This window comes from Hyphomonas pacifica, assembly GCF_000682675.1.
In the GTDB taxonomy this organism is placed as follows: domain Bacteria; phylum Pseudomonadota; class Alphaproteobacteria; order Caulobacterales; family Hyphomonadaceae; genus Hyphomonas; species Hyphomonas pacifica.
In genome coordinates this window covers 1-23086 of sequence record NZ_AWFA01000008.1, presented here as the reverse complement: position 1 = coordinate 23086, position 23086 = coordinate 1, and the positions used below count along the sequence as shown (strand labels likewise).

Here is a 23086-nt window from a genome sequence, read left to right as displayed (position 1 = left end):
GAGGCCGGAGGTTCCCTAAACGGGAATCCCCATATCCCTCAAAAAGGCTAGGGTCGCGTCGACCGGATTGATACCGGTCAGCGTTTCTATCTGGTTCTGGAACACATAGGCGACCACGCCGAAGAGAATGATGTAGATCGCAAACTGCAGCAGGGACTTCAGGATAAAGGCCCCTGCGCTGCCGGCAACCATGCCGATGGCGCCCAGAATGATGGCAGCCGTCACAGGCTCAAGATTGCTGACATCCTGCGCTTGCGTGTAGCCGATATAGCCGCCCACCACGGCGCCGACGATGCCTGCAACACTGCTGAGGCGCACACCTGAAGCATAGGCCATGAGATAACTCCCCTTGGTTTCTGTGCGTTAATCCTTACGACACTTGCCCGCTATCGGCAAAGCCGGAAAATGACCCTCTCAAATGCCTTGCCACGCTTGCTACTGGCCGCATTTGCGCCGTGAAGGGAGGCGATAGAGTGGGCATGACATCTGAAGGGACCACGTCCACAAGAGCACAGACTTATCTGCATGCGGCCCGCGCCGCCCTGCATGCGCGCTGCGTGAAGGGCCCATGGAGCCAGGCCGCGTTCGAACTTGTCGCCTTCGGCATCAAGCAGGCTTGGGCCTGTCTGTTTGGCGGCCTGATGCTGGGCCTCTTGCTGGGCACATTCCTCTGGTATCCGGAAAATGCGGCACTGTCGCGCTATGACGCCCTGGTTCTCGGCGCTGTGAGCATCCAGATCATGATGCTGTGGACCGGGCTGGAGACCTGGGAAGAGGCGAAGATCATCTTCGTCTTCCACATTGTCGGCACGGTGATGGAGCTGTTCAAGACAGCCCATGGCAGCTGGATCTATCCGGAAGACAGCGTGCTGCGCATAGGCGCGGTGCCTCTGTTCACAGGCTTCATGTACGCTGCCGTCGGCTCGTACCTCGCGCGGGTGTGGCGCATCTTCGATTTCCGGTTTGACCGCTTCCCGCCGCTCTGGATGCAGGGCGTGCTGGCGACAGCGATCTATGTGAATTTCTTTGCGCATCACTGGCTGCCGGATATCAGGATTGCGCTCTTCATCGCGACGGCATTGATCTATGGGCCTTGCCTGGTTTGGTTTCGCGCAGACGAGACGCATCGCCCGATGCCCTTGGTGATTGGCTTCCTTTTGGTGGCGCTTTTTATCTGGCTTGCCGAAAATCTTGGAACATTCGCCCGGGCATGGGCCTATCCCGGGCAAGAACATGGCTGGCAAATGGTCTCTTTATCAAAACTCGGTTCGTGGTATCTGCTGATGATCATAAGTTTTGTCCTGGTCGCCGCCATTCACAAAGGCACGCGCCGGGTGCCGGGAGGGCCCTCAGATGAAGATCCAGAAGCTGCTCGTCGCGAACCGGGGCGAGATCGCCTGCCGCATCTTTGAAACCTGCCGGGAGCTCGGCATCGGGACTGTCGCCGTCTATTCAGATGCCGATGCCCGCGCCAAACATGTGCGCGAAGCTGATGAGGCCGTGCATATCGGGCCCGCGCCCGCGCCGGAGAGCTATCTGAAGGGCGATGCCATCATCGCGGCAGCCAAGGCGGTTGGCGCCGATGCGATCCATCCGGGGTATGGCTTCCTGTCCGAGAATGCCGACTTTGCCGAGGATGTGCGCAATGCCGGGCTGATCTGGGTCGGGCCATCCCCGAAAGCGATCCGCTCCATGGGCCCGAAGGATGAGGCCAAGCGCATTGCCGAGGAAGCGGGCGTGCCCGTGCTGCCCGGCTATCGCGGCGAGGCGCAGGATGCCGAAACGCTGACCAAGGCTGCCAAGGAGATTGGCTTTCCGCTGCTTATCAAGGCCGTGGCCGGGGGAGGGGGGCGCGGCATCCGCCTTGTCTCCAAGGCCGCAGACTTGAAGGCCGAACTGGAAAGCGCTGTGCGCGAGGCCGAAAGCGCCTTCGGCGATGGCCGGGTGATGCTGGAAAAACTGGTCCAGCAGCCGCGTCATATCGAGGTGCAGGTGTTTGGCGATTCCCATGGCAATGTCGTGCATCTGTATGAGCGCGACTGCTCGCTGCAGCGCCGCCGCCAGAAAGTGATTGAAGAGGCGCCCGCGCCCGGCATGCCGCAAGAGGTACGCGCCGCGATGACGGATGCAGCCGTGCGCCTCGCCCAGGCAGTCGGCTATGAAGGCGCCGGTACGGTGGAATTCATCGTGGACGGATCAAAGCCGCTCGCCACCGACACGTTCTGGTTCCTTGAAATGAATACCCGGCTTCAGGTGGAACATCCGGTGACGGAAATGATTACGGGGCAAGACCTGGTCGCCTGGCAATTGCTGGTCGCGAGCGGCGGGGAGCTGCCGCTCAACCAGACGGAAATCCCGCTTATGGGCCATGCCATTGAAGCGCGCATCTGCGCCGAAGACCCGGCTGATGGCTTTCGCCCCGGCGCAGGCCTGATCCTGGAATTCGGCCTGCTGCAGCCCGTGGATGGTGAGACGATCCGCTGGGATGCCGGCTTTGAAACGGGCGACCGTGTGCCATCGAATTACGACTCCATGATTGCCAAACTGATCGTCTATGGCGATCATCGGGATGACGCGGTTGATCAGTTGACGGAGGCCCTGTCGCACACGCAGCTTGCCGGTGTGCCGTCGAATACGGGCTTTCTGCGCCGGTGTGCCCTGTCGGAGGCCTTCCGGACGGGCACGCATCATGTCAACTGGATTGCCGAGCAGGACAAGGCGCTGACCCAGCCGGAAAGCGACCATGAACTCGCTTCGCTTCTGGCGGTTGCTGATATTCGGCTGGATGATGCAGGCGGTGCCATGCCATGGGACATTCGCGATGGTTTCCGGGCCAATGCTGCCCCGGTGCGCAAGGCAGCCGTCGCCGTAGGCGCCGATGCCGACTGGCTTGATCCGACCTCGTATGATCTGCCGACCGAAACGCCGCTACCCTTCGTGACGGATCTTTCCCCGCGCCGCTATGCGGTGACGACCGGTGGCGATACGGTTCTGGTCGAGGTGCCGGATTATGACGCCGATGTTGAAGCGGTTCTGGGCGGTGACAACGTCAGCGCGCCGATGCCGGGCAAGCTGCTCGCCGTGAATGTGAAGCCGGGCGACAGTGTGGCCAAGGGCGATGCCGTGGCCGTGATGGAAGCCATGAAGATGGAACACACGCTCGCCGCCCCGCGCGACGGCATCGTGGAGTCTGTCGAGGCAGCCACAGGCGATCAGGTCGCCGAAGGCGATGTCCTCGTTACGCTTGAGGCGGAGTAAGTCTCCGTTCCGTTCATGCTTCGACGTTGCTCTGCATGAGTGCTGTAGGGAAGGGGCGATAAACGGGCCTTTCCTGCGCGCGACAGCGCAAGGCCGACAGAGTAACCCCCACCTTCCAGAGGCTGGTGTGATCCCGGATGTCCCGGTTTGGAGAGCGGCATATCCTGTCTGCGGCCGATGGCTTGGGTGTGGTGACCGCAGGGGAAGAAACGTCTGGAAGGTGAGGGCCGCTGCGTAACCTAGGCTGCGACAGCGTAACCGTGATGGATCTGCACCGGCGTATGATGGGCTTCGGCGCGATAGCGGCGGTGCACGATGGGCGGGGCGCAGATCTCGCCGAAATGATTGGCGGCGCGGGCACTCGGCTCGGTCTTGAGGATCAGTTCGCCATATTCATTCTTCTCGACACTGACTTTTGCGGCAGAGCCGTCTGCTTCTGCCGCCCAGAACTCAATGCCGCCCATGGCCAGCTCAATGGCCTGGTCCAGTTCCATGCGGAAACCGTCTCCAAAGACAACATCCTTCGCATGGGCCGGGTCAAACTCACATCCCTTGATGACCAACTGTACCATTGTGCAACTCCTCAAGATTTCGGGGGCTGCGGCCCCCGTGTTCCGCGTGTTCTTCAATAAGAGAACATAAGCAGAATATTCATCTTTTGGAAAGGAAAAAGTTCTGACTTTGTTCCAAAAAGTGAAAACGCACTGGAAATCAGGGACTTAACCGTCCAGCTTTATTCCAGTCCGCTTTATGACCTAGCCCTGCAGCCGCGCCAGTGCCCGCTCGCGGCCGATCAGGGGCAGCAAGGCGCCCATGTCGGGGCCGTGGTCCTGGCCGGTCAGCGCCTTGCGCAGTGTCATGAACAGGCCGCGACCCTTACGGCCGGTCTCTGCCTTCACGGCATTAGCCCACTGGCTCCACGTCTCGCCCGTCAGTTCGCCGTCCGGCAGCAGCGTGGCGGCGGTGGCGACAAAGTCCTTGTCCTCATCCTCGATCACCGGCGTAATTGTGCCGAACACGGTCTCCACCCATGCGGCGACGTCCGGCAGCAGGGAGCAGTTCTCACGTACTACGGTCCAGAAGGCCTCATCGGCGGCGCGCGGGTCGACCGCAGCGAGGCGATCCTTCACTGCGTCAAAGGGCAGGGCGTGCAGCAGCGTGGCGTTGACGGCCAGCAGCTCGGCCTCGTCAAAGCGCGCCGGGGCCCGGCCGATCTTGTCAAAGCTGAATTCCTCGACCAGCTGGTCCAGGCTTTCGCGCGCTTCGACATTATCGGACGTGCCGATCTTTGCCAGCAGGCTGCAGACCGCCATCGGCTCATAGCCTTGCGCGCGCAGCTCGCCCATGGACAGAGAGCCGAGCCGCTTCGACAGGCCCTGACCATCCGCGCCGATCAGCAGCGGCGTATGCGCCATGTCCGGCGCCGTGCCGCCGAGTGCCTTGAATATCTCGATCTGCGCGCCGGAATTGGTGACATGATCCTCGCCGCGCACGACATGCGTGATGCCGGCCTCGATATCATCCACCACGGAGGGGAGGGTGTACAGGTAGGAGCCATCTTCGCGTATCAGGATCGGGTCGGACAGGCTGGACGTGTCGATGCTCTGTGGGCCGCGTACCAAATCGTTCCACTCGACGCGCTCGCCGGACAGTTTGAAGCGCCAGTGCGGCTTGCGGCCTTCGGCATCCAGCTTGGCTTTCTCCTCATCGCTGAGGTCCAGCGCGGCGCGGTCGTAGACCGGCGGGCGGCCACGCGACAGCGCGATCTTGCGCTTGCGCTCCAGCTCGTCGGCCGTCTCGAAGCAGGGATACAGCAGGCCCATCTCGCGCAACTTGTCGGCGGCGGCGTCATACTCGCCAAACCGGTCGGACTGGTTGAATGTGTCGGCCCAGACAAGGCCCAGCCATTCCAGGTCCACCTTCAGCGCGTCTTCATGTTCTTTTGTGGAGCGTTCCACGTCGGTATCGTCGATGCGCAGGATGAATTTCCCCTGCTGGCCTTGGGCAAACAGCCAGTTGATCAGCGCGGTACGCACATTGCCGACATGCAGGCGGCCGGTGGGCGAAGGGGCAAAACGAACGATCGGTGCAGTCATTGGAACAAAACCTGTGTCACTTAAGCCGCTTTCGACATCAAATTGCGGAAAAAGCCAAGGGAGGGATGCCACATTGTTGCTATTGTTTATGATAATGTGCGACGGGCAGGTGAGTCGTCATCGAGGAGATGTGGATGAGACGGGGCTGGATTTTGGCTGCAGCAGGGCTGCTGGCGGCCTGTGGGGAACGGGTTGAAGAGCCGGTCGAACCGGACGTAACGGTGGTGGAAGCCCCCGACCCGATTGAAACGCCTGCAGAAATTGCAAAGTCGGATGGCGAGACGGATTACCAGGCCGTCTCCGGCTATGGCGAGGGATGGTATGTCAGCCCTGGCTGGCCGGGCGAATATCCCGCCGGATTTGCTGTGCTGGACCCCGGTGTTGTAGTGAATGGCTGGTCACAGCCCAATTCCGGCGTACCGGCAGACCTTGAATGCCCGCTGCCGCAATATGCCAACTACCAGTTGTGGAACCGCGATCGGGTCGAGAAGGACGATCTCGATTTCTTCGTCGCCACGAAGACCTTCCCGGTAACGCTCTCCCAGGATGCGTCCATCGAATATGTTTCCGATACCGGCATCAAGACGCTGGACCTCAAGACCGGCGACCAGCTGACCTATCTGCGCTATCTGGGGGAGGGGTTCACCATCGTCTCCTTTGGCGGCGAAGAGTATGACATCAACGAGGCCGAGCTGCGCGAGATCAGCGATATTTCCAGCCTGCCAGCGCCGACGGAAGACCAATGGGTCAATGTCGAGTGCGAGGATGGCAGCCGCGCTTGGTTGCTCTATTCTACCATGGTGGACCTGCCGGGCGTCGTCGCGTCTCCGATCATGGGCTATGGCGAGGCGTCAGACATTGCGCCCGATGATGTGGCAGAGGTGCGCGCCGGTGCGGCGGCCATGGCCAACGCCTATGAAGGGATAGAGCCCGAGGCCGCACTGCCGGACCAGGAATAGCGTCGGCTTTTGAGCCGCCCTGACCCGAAGCAAAACCTCAGCCCTCAATCATCCCGGAAGCGGTTCGTGATCGGATAGCGCCGGTCACGGCCGAAATTCTTGCCGCCCACTTTCACGCCCGGCGGGGCCTGACGGCGCTTGTATTCGGCAATGTAGAGCAGATGTTCGATCCGTTTGACCAACGCCCGATCATGCCCGCGTGCCAGGATCGCCTCGATCGGCTCTTCCAGATCCACCAGCCCGCGCAGAATGTCGTCCAGCACGTCATAGGGCGGCAGGGAATCCTCATCCTTCTGGTCCTCGCGCAGCTCAGCCGAGGGCGGCTTGGTAATGATCCGTTCCGGGATCACTTCGCCGCCGGGGCCGAGCGCGCCCTTCGGCACCGCCGTGTTGCGCCACTTGGCCAGTTCGAACACTTCGGTCTTGTAGAAATCCTTCAGCGCATTGTAGCCGCCGCACATGTCGCCATACAGCGTCGCATAGCCGACGGCCATCTCGCTCTTGTTGCCGGTTGTCACCACCATGTGGCCGAACTTGTTAGACAGTGCCATCAGCGTCACCCCGCGCAGGCGGGACTGGATGTTCTCTTCCGTCGTGTCGGGCTGGGTCTCGGCAAAGGCGCCCGATAGCATCTCGTCCATCGCGTCCACGCCGGGGCGGATATTGATGATATCATAGCGCACGCCCAGCGCCTCGGCGCAGGCCTTGGCATCCTCCAGGCTTTCGCTGGACGTGTATTTTGACGGCATCATCACGCACCAGACACGATCCGCCCCCAGAGCATCCACGGCAATCGCCGCCGTCAGCGCCGAGTCGATCCCGCCCGACATGCCCAGCACGACGCCGGGAAATTTGTTCTTGTTGACATAATCGCCCAGCGCCAGCGTCGCCGCGCGATATTCCGCTTCCCAGCCGCCGGTCAGCTTCGCCTGCGCGTCGCTGTCGAAGCGGTGCGTTTCGCCATCATAGGTGACCATCGCCGTGCCGGTGACGAAATCGCCTAGTAACTGATGCTCCGTCCCGTCATGATCAACCGCATACGAACTACCATCGAAGACCAGTTCGTCCTGCCCGCCCACCTGATTGACGAACAGGTAGGGCACGCCCGTCTTGTGCCAGGCGGAAAAACTGGTGTGGCGCTCCACCTGCACGGTGCGCCGCCAGGGGCTGCCATTCGGCACGATCAGCATTTCCGCGCCCGCCTCGGCCAGCTGGCCCGGCACGCGCGGATACCAGATATCCTCACAGATCGCGATGCCCAGCGTCACGCCGTTCAGCTCGAAAAGGGGCGGGGGGCCTTCGCCGGCATCGAAGATGCGCTTCTCGTCGAATACGCCATAATTGGGCAGCTCGCGTTTGTCATAGCGCCCGGTGATCTTGCCGCCGGCCAGCCAGACGACGCTGTTGTGCCGCTTGCCATTTTCGGCCCAGGGGCTGCCGATCAGAACGGCCGGGCCGTCTGCCGTATCCGTGGCCAGCGCCTGAACGGCCTTCATGGAATCTTCCACCGCGGCAGATTTCAGCACCAGGTCTTCCGCCGGATAGCCCAGAATGAACAGCTCTGACAGCACGACCAGATCCGCCCCGCGGGCCTTGCCCTCCATCAGCGCCTGCCGCGCCAGCCCCAGATTGCCCGAAATATCCCCAACAACGGGATTGAATTGCGCGACCAGAATTTTCAGCTTTTTGCTCATGGGGAGCATTTAGGCGGATGCGCCGGGATTATCAATTGAAGACTCACCCCTCCCCCTCGGGAGAGGGGCCGGGGTGAGACGGAACGCATTTTCCGCAAAAGCTGTCTCACAAACCGAGCGCCTCCGTCACAACGCCAAATAGATGATCTCGGCGTATTGGCCTCACGCCGCAATCGCCGCGCGCGCAGCCTGAAGCGGCGCAGGCGAAGTGAGAGCCAAAGCCCATGACCGGGCCGGTGGATAGCGCCTTTCGTCTATCGCCGGAGCTTGGCGCGATTGCCAGCCTTTTGCCCGGCATGATCCGCGCCGGTCTGGAAGGCTGGGAAGGCTCCGGCTGAATTTCCTGAAAAATTCAAGATTGAGAGCCGGAACGCAGGCCGCATTTCCGGTCGCATCTGCTGGCACATGGCTGAGGCGGCCTTATGAGGCTTGCAATTCGCCCTGTTCCAGGTCGCGGGCGAAGCAGGTCTGGTTGCGGCCGCGTTTCTTGGCCGCGTAGAGTGCCTGGTCGGCAGCCTCGCAGAGCGCGACATGCTCGGTCGCATCATGCGGCGCGCAGGCCACCCCGATAGAGGCGCTGACACGCACGGTTGTACCATGAGACAGGGAATAGGGCGCGCTCAGCCGGTCGTTCAGGCGCTGGGCCAGGCCCATGATGGCCAGGTGAGACGGCATCGCATTGCAGATGATGAAGAACTCATCGCCGCCCACACGCACGGCCATATCGTCATCCCGGATGATGGATCTGATCCGCGCCGCGACGACCTTCAACACTTCATCGCCTGCGCCATGGCCGTAAGTGTCGTTGACCGCCTTGAAACCATCCAGGTCCAGGGCCAGCAGGTAAATCGGTCTGGCCGGTGAGGAGGTCGCTACCAGATCCGGAATGGCCTCATCATAGGCCCGCTTGTTCGACAGGCCGGTCAGCGGGTCCGTATAGGCAAGTTTGCGGACTTCTTCCTGTTCTTCCACATCGCTCGTGATGTCATCGGCTGTGCCCAAATAGCCGGCCAGGTTTCCATTTTTGTCAAAGCGCGGCATTCCCGCCAGGCGCATGCTGTAATTGCGCCCGCTGGCATCCGTGAAGATGCCGCGAACATCTTTATAGTCTCTCAGCATGCTGATGGCTTTGGCAATAATGGCGAGGTTCTTGTCATCCATCTGGATGATGTCCAGATAGTCACAGCCCTGAATCGTGTCGCGTCCGCCCTTGAAATAGGTCAGTGCTCGCCCTTCCGCATAGGTTACACGGCCTTCCAGATCGGTCTCCCAGAACAGGTCGGAAGCCAGGCTGGCAAAGTTGGACAGTCTCTTCAGAGCCGCTTCGGTGGCGTCATGCTCTTCCCTCAGCTGGGCAAAGCTTCGCTTGATGGTCTTGTGGGCTGGCCAGAAGATCAGCAGCATTTCACCGATAATTGTCAGAACGGCCGCGTAGAGGGAAAAGTCCTGAATGGCTGTAAGTTGAATCGAGCGGCGGCGGGCAAGGGCTTCAAAAGCATCCGCGGCTTCGCCCAGCTGCGCACTCAGTTCTCCATCGGCCATCTGTTCGATATCCCGAATGGCAAACTCCGTTCCGCGCGCATCCACGAGTATCCAGTTCACGTCATTGATCAGGCGCAGGACCTTCGTGTGAATTGGAGCCTCTCCGGTCGAGTATAGCCTTTTGAGCGCAGCGTCTTCTTGGCTCAGTTTGACCAGTTCGTAGTGCGAGCTTTCGAACAGTTCGATACTGTCTTTCAGCCTTGTGCGCGACGTTTCAGTTGGCGTTTCAACATAGTCGTGCATCACATGCGCAATTTGTTGCAACAGCATACGCTGGCTGCCGCTCATATTGATTGCTGCCGCGTCATGCGCGCCATGGCGCAGTTCGGCGAGCGAGAATACATGGCTGGTCAGCAACAGGCCCAGAATCAGGCTAAGGGCGACAACATAGCGATGCCAAAAGGTTTCCAGCCGCATCAGCTTCCGCGGCCGCGTCCTTTTCCTGAACTGAAGTTTTGGCCCGTTAGATGACATAGCCCAAGTTTACCTAAACAGGGTTAGGGTCAACTTTGGTTTCCGGGAATAATTGCCGGGCCGTGTGTCAGAATTTGTTAACCTAGATATCCAGCTCTTCGACGAAGGCGGCATTCTCCTGGATGAATCGGAAGCGCAATTCAGCCTTCTTGCCCATCAATGTGTTAATCAGTTCCTCGGCCGGAATTTCAACATCATCAATGGCCTCCAAAGTCACCCTAGCCAGCGTGCGTGTGGCAGGGTTCATGGTGGTTTCCTTCAACTGGGACGGGTTCATCTCGCCGAGACCTTTGAAGCGGGTCATGTCGACCTTCTGGTTCGGTTTGAAATGCTCCTTCATTTTCTGTGCCCGGTCTGCATCATCCATGGCATAGACGATCGTGCCTTTGTTGGAGAGCTTGTAGAGTGGCGGCATGGCCAGGAACAGACGTCCGTTTTCGATCAGGCCCGGCGTCATCCGATAGAAAAAAGTGATCAGCAGGCTGGCAATGTGGGCGCCATCAACGTCAGCATCCGTCATGATGATGATGCGGTCATAGCGCAGATCATCCATGTTGAACTTCTTGCCAAGCGCCGTACCCAGAGCAAGGGCCAGATCATTGATCTCCTGATTGTTCATCATCTTGTCGAGCGAGGCGCTTTCGACGTTCAGAATCTTGCCGCGCAGGGGCAGAATGGCCTGGGATTTCCGGTCACGTGCCTGCTTGGCAGAGCCGCCAGCGGAATCACCCTCGACCAGGAACAGTTCCGTGCCTTCCGGGCCTTTGTCGGAACAGTCGGCCAGCTTGCCCGGCAGGCGAAGTTTTTTGGTGGCGGATTTGCGCGAAATCTCTTTCTGTTTGCGGCGGCGCTGTCGCTCTTCGGCGCGCTCAACGGCCCAGCCGAGCAGCTTGTCAGCCTCTTTCGGAGAGCCGGCAAGCCAGTGGTCAAACCGGTCGCGCACGGAGTTTTCAACAAGGCGGAAGGCCGCCGTGGTGGAAAGCTTGTCCTTGGTTTGCCCGACAAATTCCGGGCCCTTGATGAAGACAGACAAGAGCAGACCGGAATGGCCCATAATGTCTTCCGCCGTAATCTCCGCAGCTTTCTTGTTACCGGTCAATTCGCCGAAATTGCGCAGACCTTTTGTAATGGCTGAGCGGAAGCCCGCCTCATGCGTGCCACCGTCCGGGGTCGGAATGGTGTTACAATAGGAGCGGGCAAAGCCGTCCGCTTCTCCAAATCCGGCGCGTGTCCAGGCAATCGCCCATTCAACCTTGCCTTCGCCGCGTTGGTCGACGAGGCCGGTAAAGGCCGCATCGGTGATCGTCGCCTTGCCCTTGAACACCTCGTCCAGCTGATCGGCAAGGCCATTCGGATAGGAGAGGGTCGCTTCGGCGGGCACCTTGGAATCTTCCGGCAGCAGGTCCGGGTCACAGCTCCAGCGTACTTCAACGCCGCGATAGAGATAGGCTTTCGAACGTGCCATCTGGAACAGGCGGGCCGGGCGGAAGCGCAGCTTATCCCCAAAGATCTGGAAGTCCGGCTTGAAGCGGACAGACGTGCCCCGGCGGTTCGGTGCGCTGCCGACCTTTTTCAGCTTGTCCTGCGGAATGCCGCGAGAAAAGGTCTGCCGGTAAAGCACCTTGTCGCGGGCAACTTCCACTTCGACCAGTTCCGAGAGGGCGTTGACGACGGAAATACCGACGCCGTGCAGACCGCCAGCGGTCTCGTAGGCCTTGTCTGAGAATTTACCGCCCGCATGTAGTGTCGTCATGATGACTTCGAGCGCGGATTTCTTGGGGAATTTCGGGTGCGGATCAACCGGAATACCGCGGCCATTATCCGTCACCGTGATGAAGCCCTGGGTGTCGAGCTTGATCTCGATGCGGCTGGCATGGCCCGCCACTGCTTCGTCCATGGAGTTATCGAGCACCTCGGCAAAGAGATGGTGATAGGCGCGCTCATCCGTGCCGCCGATATACATACCTGGCCGCTTGCGGACAGGTTCAAGGCCTTCAAGGACTTCAATATCCTTCGCCGAATAGCCGGTACTTTCTGTACTCATTTGGTCAAACAGCTTTGCTTGCTTGGCGGCAGCCATATGATGTCTCCGTAAAGGGCGAACGACTCAGTGTCGATATGGGAGGACATAAGATGACTGCCTCGATTAATACCCCGTTAACCCTGGTGAGTGGTGTCACACTCCCAAACCGTCTTGTGAAGGCGGCCATGACAGAGGGACTCGCAAATCCCCGCAACCAGGTAACTGAAGCACATCTGACATTGTATCGCCGCTGGGCGGAAGGTGGTATTGGCGGGATGATCACAGGAAATGTGCAGATTGAGCGCAATCATCTCGAACGTGCCGGGAATGTGGTCATAGATCGTACGCCCTCCGGGGATGAGATGGGCCGCCTGTCGCGCTGGGCAGAGGCGGGCAAGTCACAGGGCGGGGTGATGATCATGCAGGTAAGCCATGCCGGGCGGCAGACGCCGAAACTGATCAATCCACGCCCTGCAGCGCCGAGCCCGGTGGCGCTGGGCCTGCCTGGGGGCCAGTTCGGCGAGCCGCGCGCGATGACGGCAGAGGAAATCCGCGCCGTGGTCGAGGGCTTTGGCCGCGCCGCAAGCGTGGCGCAAAAGGCCGGGTTTGACGGCGTTCAGGTGCATGGCGCGCATGGCTATTTACTCTCCTCCTTCCTGTCGCCATTGGCGAACCAGCGCGAGGATGAGTATGGCGGCCCGCTGGCAAACCGGGCGCGTCTGCTGGTCGAGTGCGTGGAGGAAGCCAAGCGTGCAGGCGGTGTAGGCCTTTCAATCTCGGTGAAGCTGAATTCGGCCGATTTCCAGAAAGGCGGTTTCAGTTTTGAGGATTGCCTGGCTGTGATTGACATTCTGAACGGGCTGGAGATCGACTTTGTCGAGATTTCCGGCGGCAATTATGAGCAGCCGCGCATGATGGACCTCGAAGGCTTGCAGCCGGTGTTTGAGGAAGAGGTGCGCGAGTCCACGCGCAAGCGCGAGGCGTATTTCCTAAATTATGCCAAGGGTGTACAGGCGCGCAGCCAGCTGCCCCTGATGGTGACCGGAGGCTTCCGCACGGCGGCGGCGATGAATTCGGCGCTTGCGGAAGGGGAAGCGGATCTGATCGGGATTGGCCGGCCGCTTTGCGTCGATACGGATGTGCCGGCGAAACTTTTGTCCGGAGAGCTGGAAGAGGCCAAAAGCTGGGAGAAGACTTTGCAGTTGGGGCCCGGAATTTTCGGCCCAAATTCGCCGTTCAAGCTGATCAAGACCCTCAATGGCTTCGGCGCAATGGGGTGGTTTTACGAGCAATTGCGCCTTTTGGGGGCAGGGAAGTCGACGGACCCGGATATGGGCCTCTTGTCTGCCTTCCTGTCCAACCAGCGCAAGGAAGTCGCCACAGAGAAAGCCCGCAAGGCGGCAATGTCATAATTGTCATCAGTTTCCACAATTGATGAGCGGTCCAGCGCATCCTTTGGCTTGAAGAGCCCCCCCTCGCGCTCCACATCTGGTGAAACGCCCGACTCCCGACATGATTGACGTTTAGGGAATAGGGTATGCCGAGCCGCCGCCCAGTCGGGGCTCACCATAATGAAGGAGGCATAGGATATGCCAAGAATCAAAAACCTTCCGGTGTTGCCGCTTCGGGACATCGTTGTGTTTCCAGACATGGTTGCGCCCCTTTTCGTGGGACGTGACAAATCCGTGCGCGCCCTCGAAATGATCGAGGAAGCCGATAATGAAATCATGCTCGTCGCCCAGCGCGACGCAGCGATAGACGATCCGGGCGCCGATGACGTGCACGCGGTCGGTACGATTGCCACCATTCTTCAATTGCTGAAGCTGCCGGACGGCACGGTCAAAGTGCTGGTCGAAGGCCAGACCCGTGCGCGCCTCAACCAGCTGCACGATCGCGGCGACTATTTCGAAGCCGAGGTTGAGCGTCTGGACGAGGCTGAAGGTGCTGACGGAGACGTGCAGGCCCTGATGCGCGCCGTTCAGGAGCAGTTCGAGAATTATGTGAAGCTGAACCGCAAGATTCCGCCGGAATCCGTTACCACGATTGCCGCGCTGACCGAGCCTGGCCGCCTGGCCGATGCGGTCGCCTCGAACCTGTCTGTCAAACTGTCTGAAAAGCAGGAATTGCTTGAACTTCCGGATGTGAAGGACCGTCTTGAGAAGGTCTTCGCGCTGATGGAAGGCGAGATGGGCATGCTGCAGATGGAGCGGAAGATCAAAAACCGCGTCAAGCGGCAGATGGAGAAAACCCAGCGCGAATATTACCTCAACGAGCAGATGAAGGCGATCCAGCGCGAGCTGGGTGAGCAAGGCGGCGATGGCGGTGAACGCGATGAGCTGGCCGAGCTGGAGCAGAAGATTGCTGACGCCCCGCTGTCGGAAGAGGCGCGCACCAAGGCCGAGGCCGAGATCAAGAAGCTGCGTCAGATGTCTCCGATGTCTGCCGAGTCGACCGTTGTGCGCAATTATCTCGACTGGCTGCTCGCCCTGCCATGGGGGCAGCGCAAGGACATCCAGACCAATCTGGAGAAGGCCGAGACACAGCTCGACGATGACCATTATGGTCTCGACAAGGTGAAAGAGCGGATTCTGGAATATCTCGCCGTGCAGAAACGCACGGGCAAGATGAAGGGCCCGATCCTATGCCTCGTTGGCCCTCCGGGCGTGGGTAAAACCTCGCTGGGCCGCTCCATTGCCGAAGCCACGGGACGCGACTTTGTGCGCGTGTCGCTGGGCGGCGTGCGCGACGAGAGCGAGATCCGCGGCCACCGCCGGACCTATATCGGCTCCATGCCGGGACGGATCATCCAGTCCCTGAAGAAGACGAAATCGGGCAACCCGCTCTTCCTGCTGGACGAGATCGACAAGATGGGCATGGACCATCGCGGCGATCCGGCGTCTGCGCTGCTGGAGGTGCTGGACCCTGAGCAGAATTCGACATTCAACGACCATTATCTGGAAGTCGACTATGACCTTTCAGACGTGATGTTCGTGACGACGGCGAACTCGCTCAACATGCCCCAGCCGCTTCTGGACCGGATGGAGATCATCCGCATTGCCGGCTACACGGAAGACGAGAAGGTGGAGATCACCAAGCGTCACCTCATCCCGCAGGTTCGTGAGGATCACGGCCTGAAGGAAGGTGAGTGGACGGTGTCCGATGAAGCGATCCGCGACCTCGTCCGCTACTACACCCGCGAAGCCGGTGTCCGTAGCCTGAAACGCGAGATTGCACGCCTTGCCCGCAAGGCCGTGCGCAAGCTGGCCGATCAGGATGGCGCAACGCTGGCCATCACGTCCGACAATCTTGCCGAGTTCGCAGGCGTGCGGAAATTCCGCTACGGCCTGGCAGATGAGACCGACCAGCTGGGCGCGGTCACAGGCCTCGCCTGGACGGAAACCGGCGGCGACCTGCTCACCATTGAGGCGGTCAAGATGCCGGGACGTGGCAATATGAAGGTCACGGGCAATCTGCGCGATGTGATGAAGGAATCGATCCAGGCGGCCAGCTCGCTGGTGCGCTCGCGTTCGGTCATGCTGGGCATCAAGCCGACCGTGTTCAACACGACCGACATCCACGTGCACGTGCCGGATGGCGCGACGCCGAAGGATGGCCCGTCAGCCGGTGTCGCCATGACGACCGCTATTGTCTCCCTGCTCACCGGCAATCCGGTCGACCGGGAAGTGGCCATGACCGGCGAGATCAGCCTGCGGGGACGTGTTCTGCCGATTGGCGGCCTGAAGGAGAAGCTCCTCGCGGCCCTGCGTGGCGGCATCAAGACGGTGCTCATCCCGGAAGAGAACGAGAAGGATCTCGAGGAAATTCCGGAGAATGTGAAAACCGGCCTGAAGATTGTGCCTGTGTCGGACATCAATGAAGTGCTGAAGATCGCGCTGACACGTCCGCTGACGCCGATCGAGTGGTCGGAAGCCGATGAGGCGGCCCTGCAGGCCTCGCTCGCGGGCCAGCCAGGTGCCGGTGCGGCTGATCCGGCCCGCCCGCACCAAGGGCCGCATTAAGGCCTATCCACACCCCTAAACTGCAGACGGCCATTCAAACACTGAATGGCCGTCTTGCTTTTTTCCTCAAGCCCGTGCATTTGGGCGCGAAGGGGCGGTTAGCTCAGTTGGTAGAGCATCTCGTTTACACCGAGAGGGTCAGCGGTTCGAGCCCGTTACCGCCCACCATAAACTAAAGTATTACAAGGTGTTGTGGGTTATTCGCTGTGTATCTGAACTGTAAACTGGCTCGCTAGTTTACAGCTCGAAGCAGGGTAAGTGCACGTGCTGCGCGATCCGCACTTGGTCCCTTAAGGGGCATTCATCCCCGTTTTTATCTTGTGCGATGTTGTGAACAAAATTTGCAGGCGATTTGTGGCACGGAGCGGATCATAGCGCAGGGCAACTTGGTTTAATTGGGCTCTGCTAGTGAACAACAAAGTTCTTTTGTCTAAGCGGTACGATTGCAGCGAGAATGACCAGGGTCGATATGGCTGCAACGGCCAATCTGAACGTCATTGATTGCGCCTCATCCGCAACTGCGCCGCTTTCATATCCGGAAGCCGATAAGGCCATTCCTAGAAAAACAGACGCAAGTCCGATCGCGGATTTTATCGACAGACTCAGCAATGCCATTGTGGCGGCTTCATCTCGGTACCCAAGGATTTCTTCAGCTTGATCAATTGCGGTCGGTGCAAGGGCCCATCGAAGTGAATTCAGTCCGCCAGCGGATACCCCAAAAACACAGCAGGAAAAAATAAGCACTTCGGATGATGGAGGTGCCAGAAAGAAAATACATGAGAATGACGCCAAGCAAGTCGCCAACATCAATGCTAAAGTCGTCGTCCATCGGGTCGCAAGATATCCCCACAGGAATATACCAGCAGTCTGCGCAATCAGTAGCGTTGTCATGGCCGATGCAAACCATGCATTGTCTCCAAGGATGAACCTCGCATAGTAGACCAACGCGGCCATAAACAATGACATGCCGAGGGACACCAGAAGTACATGAATCGTTAGTCCAAAGGCGGGGTGAGTGGGTTTTAAGCTTGCGAACCCAATCCGGCGGCGTGTCACAGTGGTTGAAATCGCTCGATCCCATTTGCCGATGCTCTTTGTGCCGCAGTAAATAGCCAAGACGCCAATTGGTGCAAAGACACAAACACCGATGAAGATGCGGGTGCCTTCCGTAAATGGGGCTGTTTCTACGAATATCCAACCGGTGCTCATTGAGATGGATACAGCCGCGAAAGTCGCCATCAGCTTGCGGATGGCAGCGCCAAATATTCGATGACCCTTGGTTCGGGCAATCCTGGAGAACAGAGCATTTTCAGGAATATCGATCAGGGTGAAAGCGGTCCGGAATCCCAAGAGTGAGGCAGCAAAACAAAGACCTCTCGCCGGGACAGGCAGAAATTGAGTTGCAAAGGTAAGTAACAAAAGGATTGCACTGACAGGTGCTGAAACGGCGATGAGGGTTCCATAGCGCTTGTGGAGCCATTGAACACGGTCAATCATCGTGCCAGCCAAGGGGTCTGAAACTGCATCCCAGACGATTGTCAGCAAAATAATCGAACCAGCAATCGTCGGCTCGATCCCCAAAGTGTCGGTTGCGAATACCAGACAGAATGTATCCGCAGCCGACCAGAAAACCGACTTACCAAAGTTGGCTGTGGAAAAGCCGGCGAGGGCGAGACGAGAAATAGTCTCTCCAGACGCAGCAATCTTTTTAACGTCTGCCGTTGACATAGTTGTCACTCGCGAGCGTCATGTCTGACCTTAGATATGTATGGTAAATCGGCAAGGCAGCGGCTCCGATCACACCTGCTCTGGCGCCCAGGTCCGACGCGCGAATGACGGGTTTGCGCAATGGAGCGCCGGCCGCACAGAAAGCGTCGACATCGATCCATCGAACAAGAGCGTCGAGATAGGGCGGGGGCAGGCGCCCGCCGATGATGATTGCCTCGGGATCGAAAAGGCGCGCTGCAATGCTAAGACCTTCGCACAGTTGACTACCGGCACGTTCGCACCATTTCGTGATCGGTGGATTTTTTTCGAAGGGCAGTTTTTCGAAGTCGGAAAAGTCTTGTGCGGCAACGCCGTTTTTCTGAGCGGTTTCGAATAAATCCTGTCCGGAGGGGCGTGGCTGATCCATGGGATACATATAACCGATGGCTCCGGCGTTTCCGTGAACGCCACGTAACAGATTTCCGTCAATGATAAGCCCGCTTCCAATTCCGTGACCCACGAATACTGAAAGAAATGTGCTGTAAAGCTTCCCGAAGCCGAGCACGCGTTCACCGAAAGCGGCGGTGTTGCAATCATTCTCGACAAAGCAGGGAAACTCAAAGTGCGGTTCCAGGCTCTTCAGGATATCGACCCCTCGGAGTGCTGGAAAATATGCGTGGGCCTGCAGGTAAGGTGGCTCAGATGCAAAATCGCCCGGAAGCGCAAAGCCGATCCCGATGATTTTGTTTCTATCTCGGCGACTGGACGACAAGAGTTTGGCGACCCCGGCTTTCGCAGCGCTGGCGACATTCTCCACCGTCGGCTTTGAAAGGGGGGACCTGATGGTCTGCAGCAGTTCGCCCCCCAGGTTCATCAGGCCCACATCAACAAAGGTATGGGAGAAGCTCACGCCGAATGAGAGCGCGCCGTCTGCATTGATCGAAATCGGCTGGCGTTGATTGCCTCGGGATCCCGTCTTTTCAAGACTTGTGGCTAGAAGTCCCTCATCATCGAGTTGCTTTGTCAAACGGGTAATGGATGCTGCCGTGAGCCCAGTCAGTCTGGCAATATCCTGGCGCGCGATTGGGCCTTCTCGCCAGATCACGTCGAGCACGCGTCGTTCATTGGATGACAGCTGTGGGGCCGACGTCTGAGTCACTCGCTTACACCTCCAAATCATTTGCCGTGGCCTAACTGCTACACGTTTCATACAGGGACAACAATTATCAATTCAATTACGTAATGTAATTGAATTGTCGCATACCGATGCTATGGGCCTTTCCATCGGTTAACTCAGACCTCTGGAGGGGATTATGTTGGGAAGAAAGACTTTTCGCCGGCTCACGTGCATCGGAGCCATTTCGCCTGTAGCAATTGCATTCGTTGCGGGTGCCGCGTTTGCTGATGATGAGACAGGGGTGATTTCAAAGGCGGAAGAAAATCCCGAATTTATTCAGGATGTCGTTGTCGTTCGCGGAGCGCGCCTCCAGAACCAAGAGATCATTGAAGCAAAACGAAACACAGACGCTGTTGCAGATTTCGTGACGGCCGATGACATCGCACAGCTGCCGGATTTCAATATCGCCGAAGCACTGCGGCGCATTCCGGGCGTATCGCTTCAGCTGGATTTCAGGTTTGACCGGGAAGGCTATGTATCGGTCCGTGGACTGAATTCGACATACAACTACACCCAGCTCGATGGTGGGATCATTGCTTCGACAGCCAATAATGAACGCACGGTTCTTCTGGATGTCATTCCGTCATCCGTGCTCAAGCGAGCCGAGGTCTTCAAATCATTTACCCCAGACCTGGAGGGGCAGGCGATTGGCGGCTATATCAGCCTCAAGACGCGCAGTGCATTCGATAGTGAAGATGCATTCGCCAATGTGTCAGCAGATTATGGCTTCTCCAGTAATGAGGGCTGAACCGATAAAGGTCCGACCTATCGCCTGACCGGAACATACTCAAACACGTTCGGTAAGAATGATGCATTTGGCTTCACGTTTGCGGGGACTCATGCGAAGGAAGATCGGTTTCTCTACAATCCTGCAGTTCGAACCTATTACTATTACGATGCGGCAACTGGCGCCCGACTGTCGTCGGACGATGCATTCGCGTCGACCTCGGATGTCTATTCAGCTGACCGGGTCGATGCACAGTTTGCCTGGCGGTATGATCGTGAGTATTCCGGCGCGTTGTCCAAACTCGAATGGAAACCGACAGACGATGCCTACACATTTGTGCAGGGATTTTATTACGACTTTTTCGAGAAATCGGACCGGCAAGGCGTTGAATGGGACTGGCGGGCGAATACGCAGCCGATCGGCCAGACGCAATATACTGGCCTGGTCGATGCGAAGGTCAGGTCAACGCCGGCCCTCGTGACATGGGATACGACGAACAAGCTATGGTCCCTGCAATCAGGTGGTGAGTATACATTGTTTGATCGCGACGAGTTGTCGTTCAATGCGTTGTATGGGGTCGGAAAATTCAGCGATCCGACTTCCCAGTACAGGACTGGCTTTGATGCAACAGCCACTGGTGACACACGTCTCGCCTACACCTACGACTTTCATGGCGACAATGAAAACTTCCCTGTGCGGACGTTGCTGGACGAAACGGCGTATAATGACCTGTCACTTTACGGCGCGCTGCCTGGGCACCGATATTGGGGCAGCGACAATACAGAGACAACGCTCGAAGCCAAAATTGATTATCGCAAGCCATTCGATATCGGTACGGGCGATTTCGCTATTAAGTTTGGCGTAAAGGCTTCGAACACCAAAAGGGAACAGGATCAGGACTGGGTCGACTATGACCTGAACAGCGACGTTCCCCTGTCCGAATACAATCTCGGTCTGTTCGTGGGGAGCACGTCTTTCACGTTACCAACCGGCACGCACAACTACCCTCTTTGGATCACCGATCAGAATGCGATCCAAGGTTATTTTGATGCGCATCCTGAAAATTTCACTGCCCGTGCAAGCTCGATCAGCAATTCCATTGTCGATGACTTTACGGTCGAGGAGTCGGTCTATTCTGGATATGTTCAGGCGGAGTATGAGGCTGGACCTTTTGAGTTCATCGGCGGCGTCCGCTATGAAAAGACCGAAGAAAAATCGACAGGCTTCCGTCCAACGACCGACACTGCGGATGATGATGGTTTCGTTTCGATCTCCGACAGCAACAGCTATGACAATTGGTTGCCGCGGGCGCTTGTGACTTACGATTTGACGAGTGGTCTTGTTGCGAAGGCATCGGTCTCAAAATCGGTGAGCCGCCCGAGTTATTACGACCTCCGGGCCAACAAGAGCACATTGCGGTATGATCCGGTTTTCAATACGGCATCGATCACAGGCGGAAATACAGACCTCGAACCGCGAACGTCGGATAATTTCGACATCTCGTTGGAGTATTATCCCAAGTGGGTCGACGGCCTCTTCTCCGTTGCTGTGTTCCGGAAGGACATTTCAAATGAGATCGCAACACCTCGAGTAACAACTCAAGGGGTCATCATTACGCCGACGCCCGATGGTGCCTTTACCTTCGGTGGTACCGGTGCAGACGCCGTAACAGTTGATCTGACAGAAAGTATTCCGATCAACCTCGATACCTATAAGATCGAGGGCTTTGAAATCGGAACTGTATTGAACGATCTGAGTTTCATCCATCCAACTCTCGGCTTCCTGGGCGCCTCGGCGAACTACACCTATGTTGGTTCAGATGCGACGGTTACTAGAAGTGGTGGAGACACGCGGAAGCTGCCGACGCTCATTGGCCAACCGGAAAACATATTCAATGCTTCTCTCTTTGCCCAATACGGAAAATTGGAAGCAAGGTTGGCGTACAATTACCAATCGGAGTACCTGTACACATTGTCAGGTTCGCCCGCCGACGACGACATCTGGAATGCTCGAGGCATCATCAGTGCGCAATTGCGGTACAATCTGACAGATCATCTCATCATACAGGCGAGGTCCAACAACCTGACAGGTGAGCCGATCGATTCGAAGACCGGCTTTGGTAATTTCCGCCAGGAGCGGGACTCCGGAACCCTGCACTGGGTCGGTTTCACCTACCAATTTTAGCAACGATGCATGCTTCAAGGGAGCCGGGGCGATGCCCCCGGTTCCTGTCTTTAGCTTTGGAACAAGGGATTGATAGTTTGGGTTTAGCGCGACTTGGAAAATACACAATTATTGCGGGGAGCTTGGTCGGCCTGCCCGCCTGCGGCCCGGCTTGAAGAGCAAGCTGGAGTATGAGCACCCCCCGCTGGACGTGCAACTGGACCTGGGACTGCGATTGCTTGAGCTCGACTTTTACGCAGACCCAGAGGGTGGCTTGTATGAGCAGCCACCCAATTTGAAATTTTTGCGGGAAGGGGATCCCCCACCGTACAGCAAGACCTCCATCAATGAGACAGGCTTCAAAGTCATGCACATTCAAGGGTATGACAACTACTCGCATTGTTTGGCATTTCGGGATTGCCTGATCGCATTGAAGCAGTGGTCAGATCAGCATCCGGAGCACACGCTGATCACTGTAACACTCAATTTAAAAGATGATCATATATTCAGTGGACTGCTCGTACCACCGAATTTTGATGCTGAATTGCTAGCAGATATAGACGAGCTCTTGTTGGAAGTATTCGGGCCAGGCCGGTTGCTGGTTCCGGATGACGTTCGTGGCGATTCCGACTCTCTCCGGCAAGCGATTCTTGAAAAGGGTTGGCCGCGTCTGGCTGATACGCAGCAGAAATTTATGTTCGTTCTTGATGAAGACAAGCCGAAGGCATCGAAAGTCTACAGACAAGGACATCCGTCTCTCAGGGGGCGGGTCATGTTTGCCCAATACCCGACTACCGATGATGAGGCGTCGTTCATGATGTTCTGGGATCTGTTTGGACATGAGGAAGAGATACAGAAGCTGGTTGCTCAGGGATTTCTGGTTCGTGTTGCAGCGGACATCGGTACGAAGGAAGCCCGAACCAACGACAAGCGGCGGCTGCGCGCCGCAATTGATTCCGGAGCGCAGTTCATCTCAACGGACTACTACCCTGGAAACATTTCGCCATTTTCGACCGAGTATCTTGCCTCATTTCAAGGAGGAGGCATTCTTCGCTGTCCAAATGGGAGTGAACCGGAGCGAAGGATCGATCAGATTAACGTGCATTGACGGGGATGATTACCGACAGATTTGTTGGTTTACATGTTCGCGCAAGGTTTCAGTCTAAATTCGCTCATAGTTTACAGCGAATCTGTTGTAGTTATTAAGGGAGCATTCCGTTTACACCGAGAGGGTCAGCGGTTCGAGC

At 57.9% G+C, this 23086-nt stretch carries 15 protein-coding genes, 1 tRNA gene and 1 pseudogene; 9 read left to right on the top strand and 8 right to left on the bottom strand.

Annotated features, from left to right (window positions below):
- Positions 1–15: 15 nt before the first annotated feature.
- The gene (locus tag HY2_RS03790) at positions 16–336 is read right to left on the bottom strand and encodes a hypothetical protein (RefSeq protein ID WP_034824874.1); all 321 of its coding nucleotides are present in this window, start codon (positions 334–336) and stop codon (positions 16–18) included.
- A 143-nt stretch (positions 337–479) separates the two neighbouring features.
- Between HY2_RS03790 and HY2_RS03785 the strand changes: the two genes are divergently transcribed.
- Positions 480–1412, top strand: a complete 933-nt coding sequence (locus tag HY2_RS03785) for a DUF817 domain-containing protein (protein ID WP_081814904.1) — start codon at positions 480–482, stop codon at positions 1410–1412.
- Positions 1354–3258, top strand: coding sequence for an acetyl/propionyl/methylcrotonyl-CoA carboxylase subunit alpha (locus tag HY2_RS03780; RefSeq protein WP_034824872.1), 1905 nt, complete (start codon positions 1354–1356; stop codon positions 3256–3258). Before HY2_RS03785 ends, HY2_RS03780 begins: the two co-directional genes overlap by 59 nt.
- A 239-nt stretch (positions 3259–3497) precedes the next feature.
- Here HY2_RS03780 and HY2_RS03775 read toward each other — a convergent pair whose 3' ends face one another.
- Both HY2_RS03775 and gltX read right to left on the bottom strand, forming a co-directional pair.
- Positions 3498–3830, bottom strand: coding sequence for a hypothetical protein (locus tag HY2_RS03775; protein WP_034824870.1), 333 nt, complete (start codon positions 3828–3830; stop codon positions 3498–3500).
- Positions 3831–4013: 183 nt separating this feature from the next.
- The gene (gltX, locus tag HY2_RS03770) at positions 4014–5354 is read right to left on the bottom strand and encodes a glutamate--tRNA ligase (RefSeq protein WP_034824869.1); all 1341 of its coding nucleotides are present in this window, start codon (positions 5352–5354) and stop codon (positions 4014–4016) included.
- A 134-nt stretch (positions 5355–5488) separates the two neighbouring features.
- On the opposite strand from gltX, the gene HY2_RS03765 reads away from it, so the two are divergent.
- Positions 5489–6313 (top strand): hypothetical protein, encoded by an 825-nt coding sequence (locus tag HY2_RS03765; protein ID WP_112063332.1) that lies wholly within the window; start codon positions 5489–5491, stop codon positions 6311–6313.
- Between the two features lie 44 nt (positions 6314–6357).
- On the opposite strand, the gene HY2_RS03760 is transcribed toward HY2_RS03765, so the two are convergent.
- From HY2_RS03760 to parE, 3 genes are all read right to left on the bottom strand, one after another.
- Entirely contained in the window at positions 6358–8007 is a 1650-nt protein-coding gene (locus HY2_RS03760) for an NAD+ synthase (RefSeq protein ID WP_034824867.1), read from the bottom strand.
- 420 nt (positions 8008–8427) lie between these two features.
- Positions 8428–9966, bottom strand: a complete 1539-nt coding sequence (locus HY2_RS03755; RefSeq protein WP_034824861.1) for a diguanylate cyclase — start codon at positions 9964–9966, stop codon at positions 8428–8430.
- A gap of 139 nt (positions 9967–10105) precedes the next feature.
- The gene (gene parE, locus HY2_RS03750) at positions 10106–12103 is read right to left on the bottom strand and encodes a DNA topoisomerase IV subunit B (protein WP_034824859.1); all 1998 of its coding nucleotides are present in this window, start codon (positions 12101–12103) and stop codon (positions 10106–10108) included.
- 53 nt (positions 12104–12156) lie between these two features.
- Between parE and HY2_RS03745 the strand changes: the two genes are divergently transcribed.
- The 3 genes from HY2_RS03745 to HY2_RS03735 all read left to right on the top strand — a co-directional run bounded on the left by HY2_RS03745 (position 12157) and on the right by HY2_RS03735 (position 16233).
- Complete coding sequence (locus HY2_RS03745) at positions 12157–13458, top strand: NADH:flavin oxidoreductase/NADH oxidase family protein (protein WP_051594687.1); 1302 nt, start codon at positions 12157–12159, stop codon at positions 13456–13458.
- Positions 13459–13635: 177 nt separating this feature from the next.
- Complete coding sequence (gene lon, locus HY2_RS03740; RefSeq protein ID WP_034824855.1) at positions 13636–16065, top strand: endopeptidase La; 2430 nt, start codon at positions 13636–13638, stop codon at positions 16063–16065.
- A gap of 92 nt (positions 16066–16157) precedes the next feature.
- Positions 16158–16233: transfer RNA gene (locus HY2_RS03735), tRNA-Val, on the top strand.
- A 237-nt stretch (positions 16234–16470) separates the two neighbouring features.
- Here the strand turns inward: HY2_RS03735 and HY2_RS03730 are convergent.
- Both HY2_RS03730 and HY2_RS03725 read right to left on the bottom strand, forming a co-directional pair.
- A complete protein-coding gene (locus HY2_RS03730; RefSeq protein ID WP_034824853.1) occupies positions 16471–17793 on the bottom strand; it encodes an MFS transporter in 1323 nt (440 codons plus the stop codon).
- Positions 17774–18952 carry an ROK family transcriptional regulator gene (locus HY2_RS03725; protein WP_267895823.1) on the bottom strand — a complete coding sequence of 393 codons (1179 nt, stop codon included), beginning with the start codon at positions 18950–18952 and terminating at the stop codon, positions 17774–17776. Before HY2_RS03725 ends, HY2_RS03730 begins: the two co-directional genes overlap by 20 nt.
- A 133-nt stretch (positions 18953–19085) precedes the next feature.
- Here HY2_RS03725 and HY2_RS03720 point away from each other — a divergent pair, with 133 nt between their 5' ends.
- The 3 genes and pseudogenes from HY2_RS03720 to HY2_RS03710 all read left to right on the top strand — a co-directional run bounded on the left by HY2_RS03720 (position 19086) and on the right by HY2_RS03710 (position 22947).
- On the top strand, positions 19086–19697 hold the full coding sequence (locus tag HY2_RS03720) for a TonB-dependent receptor plug domain-containing protein (protein ID WP_034824849.1): 612 nt from the start codon (positions 19086–19088) through the stop codon (positions 19695–19697).
- 18 nt (positions 19698–19715) lie between these two features.
- A pseudogene (locus tag HY2_RS03715) lies at positions 19716–21860 on the top strand (TonB-dependent receptor); the annotation flags it as partial.
- A gap of 151 nt (positions 21861–22011) precedes the next feature.
- Complete coding sequence (locus HY2_RS03710) at positions 22012–22947, top strand: Ca2+-dependent phosphoinositide-specific phospholipase C (protein WP_051594686.1); 936 nt, start codon at positions 22012–22014, stop codon at positions 22945–22947.
- Positions 22948–23086 lie beyond the last annotated feature (139 nt).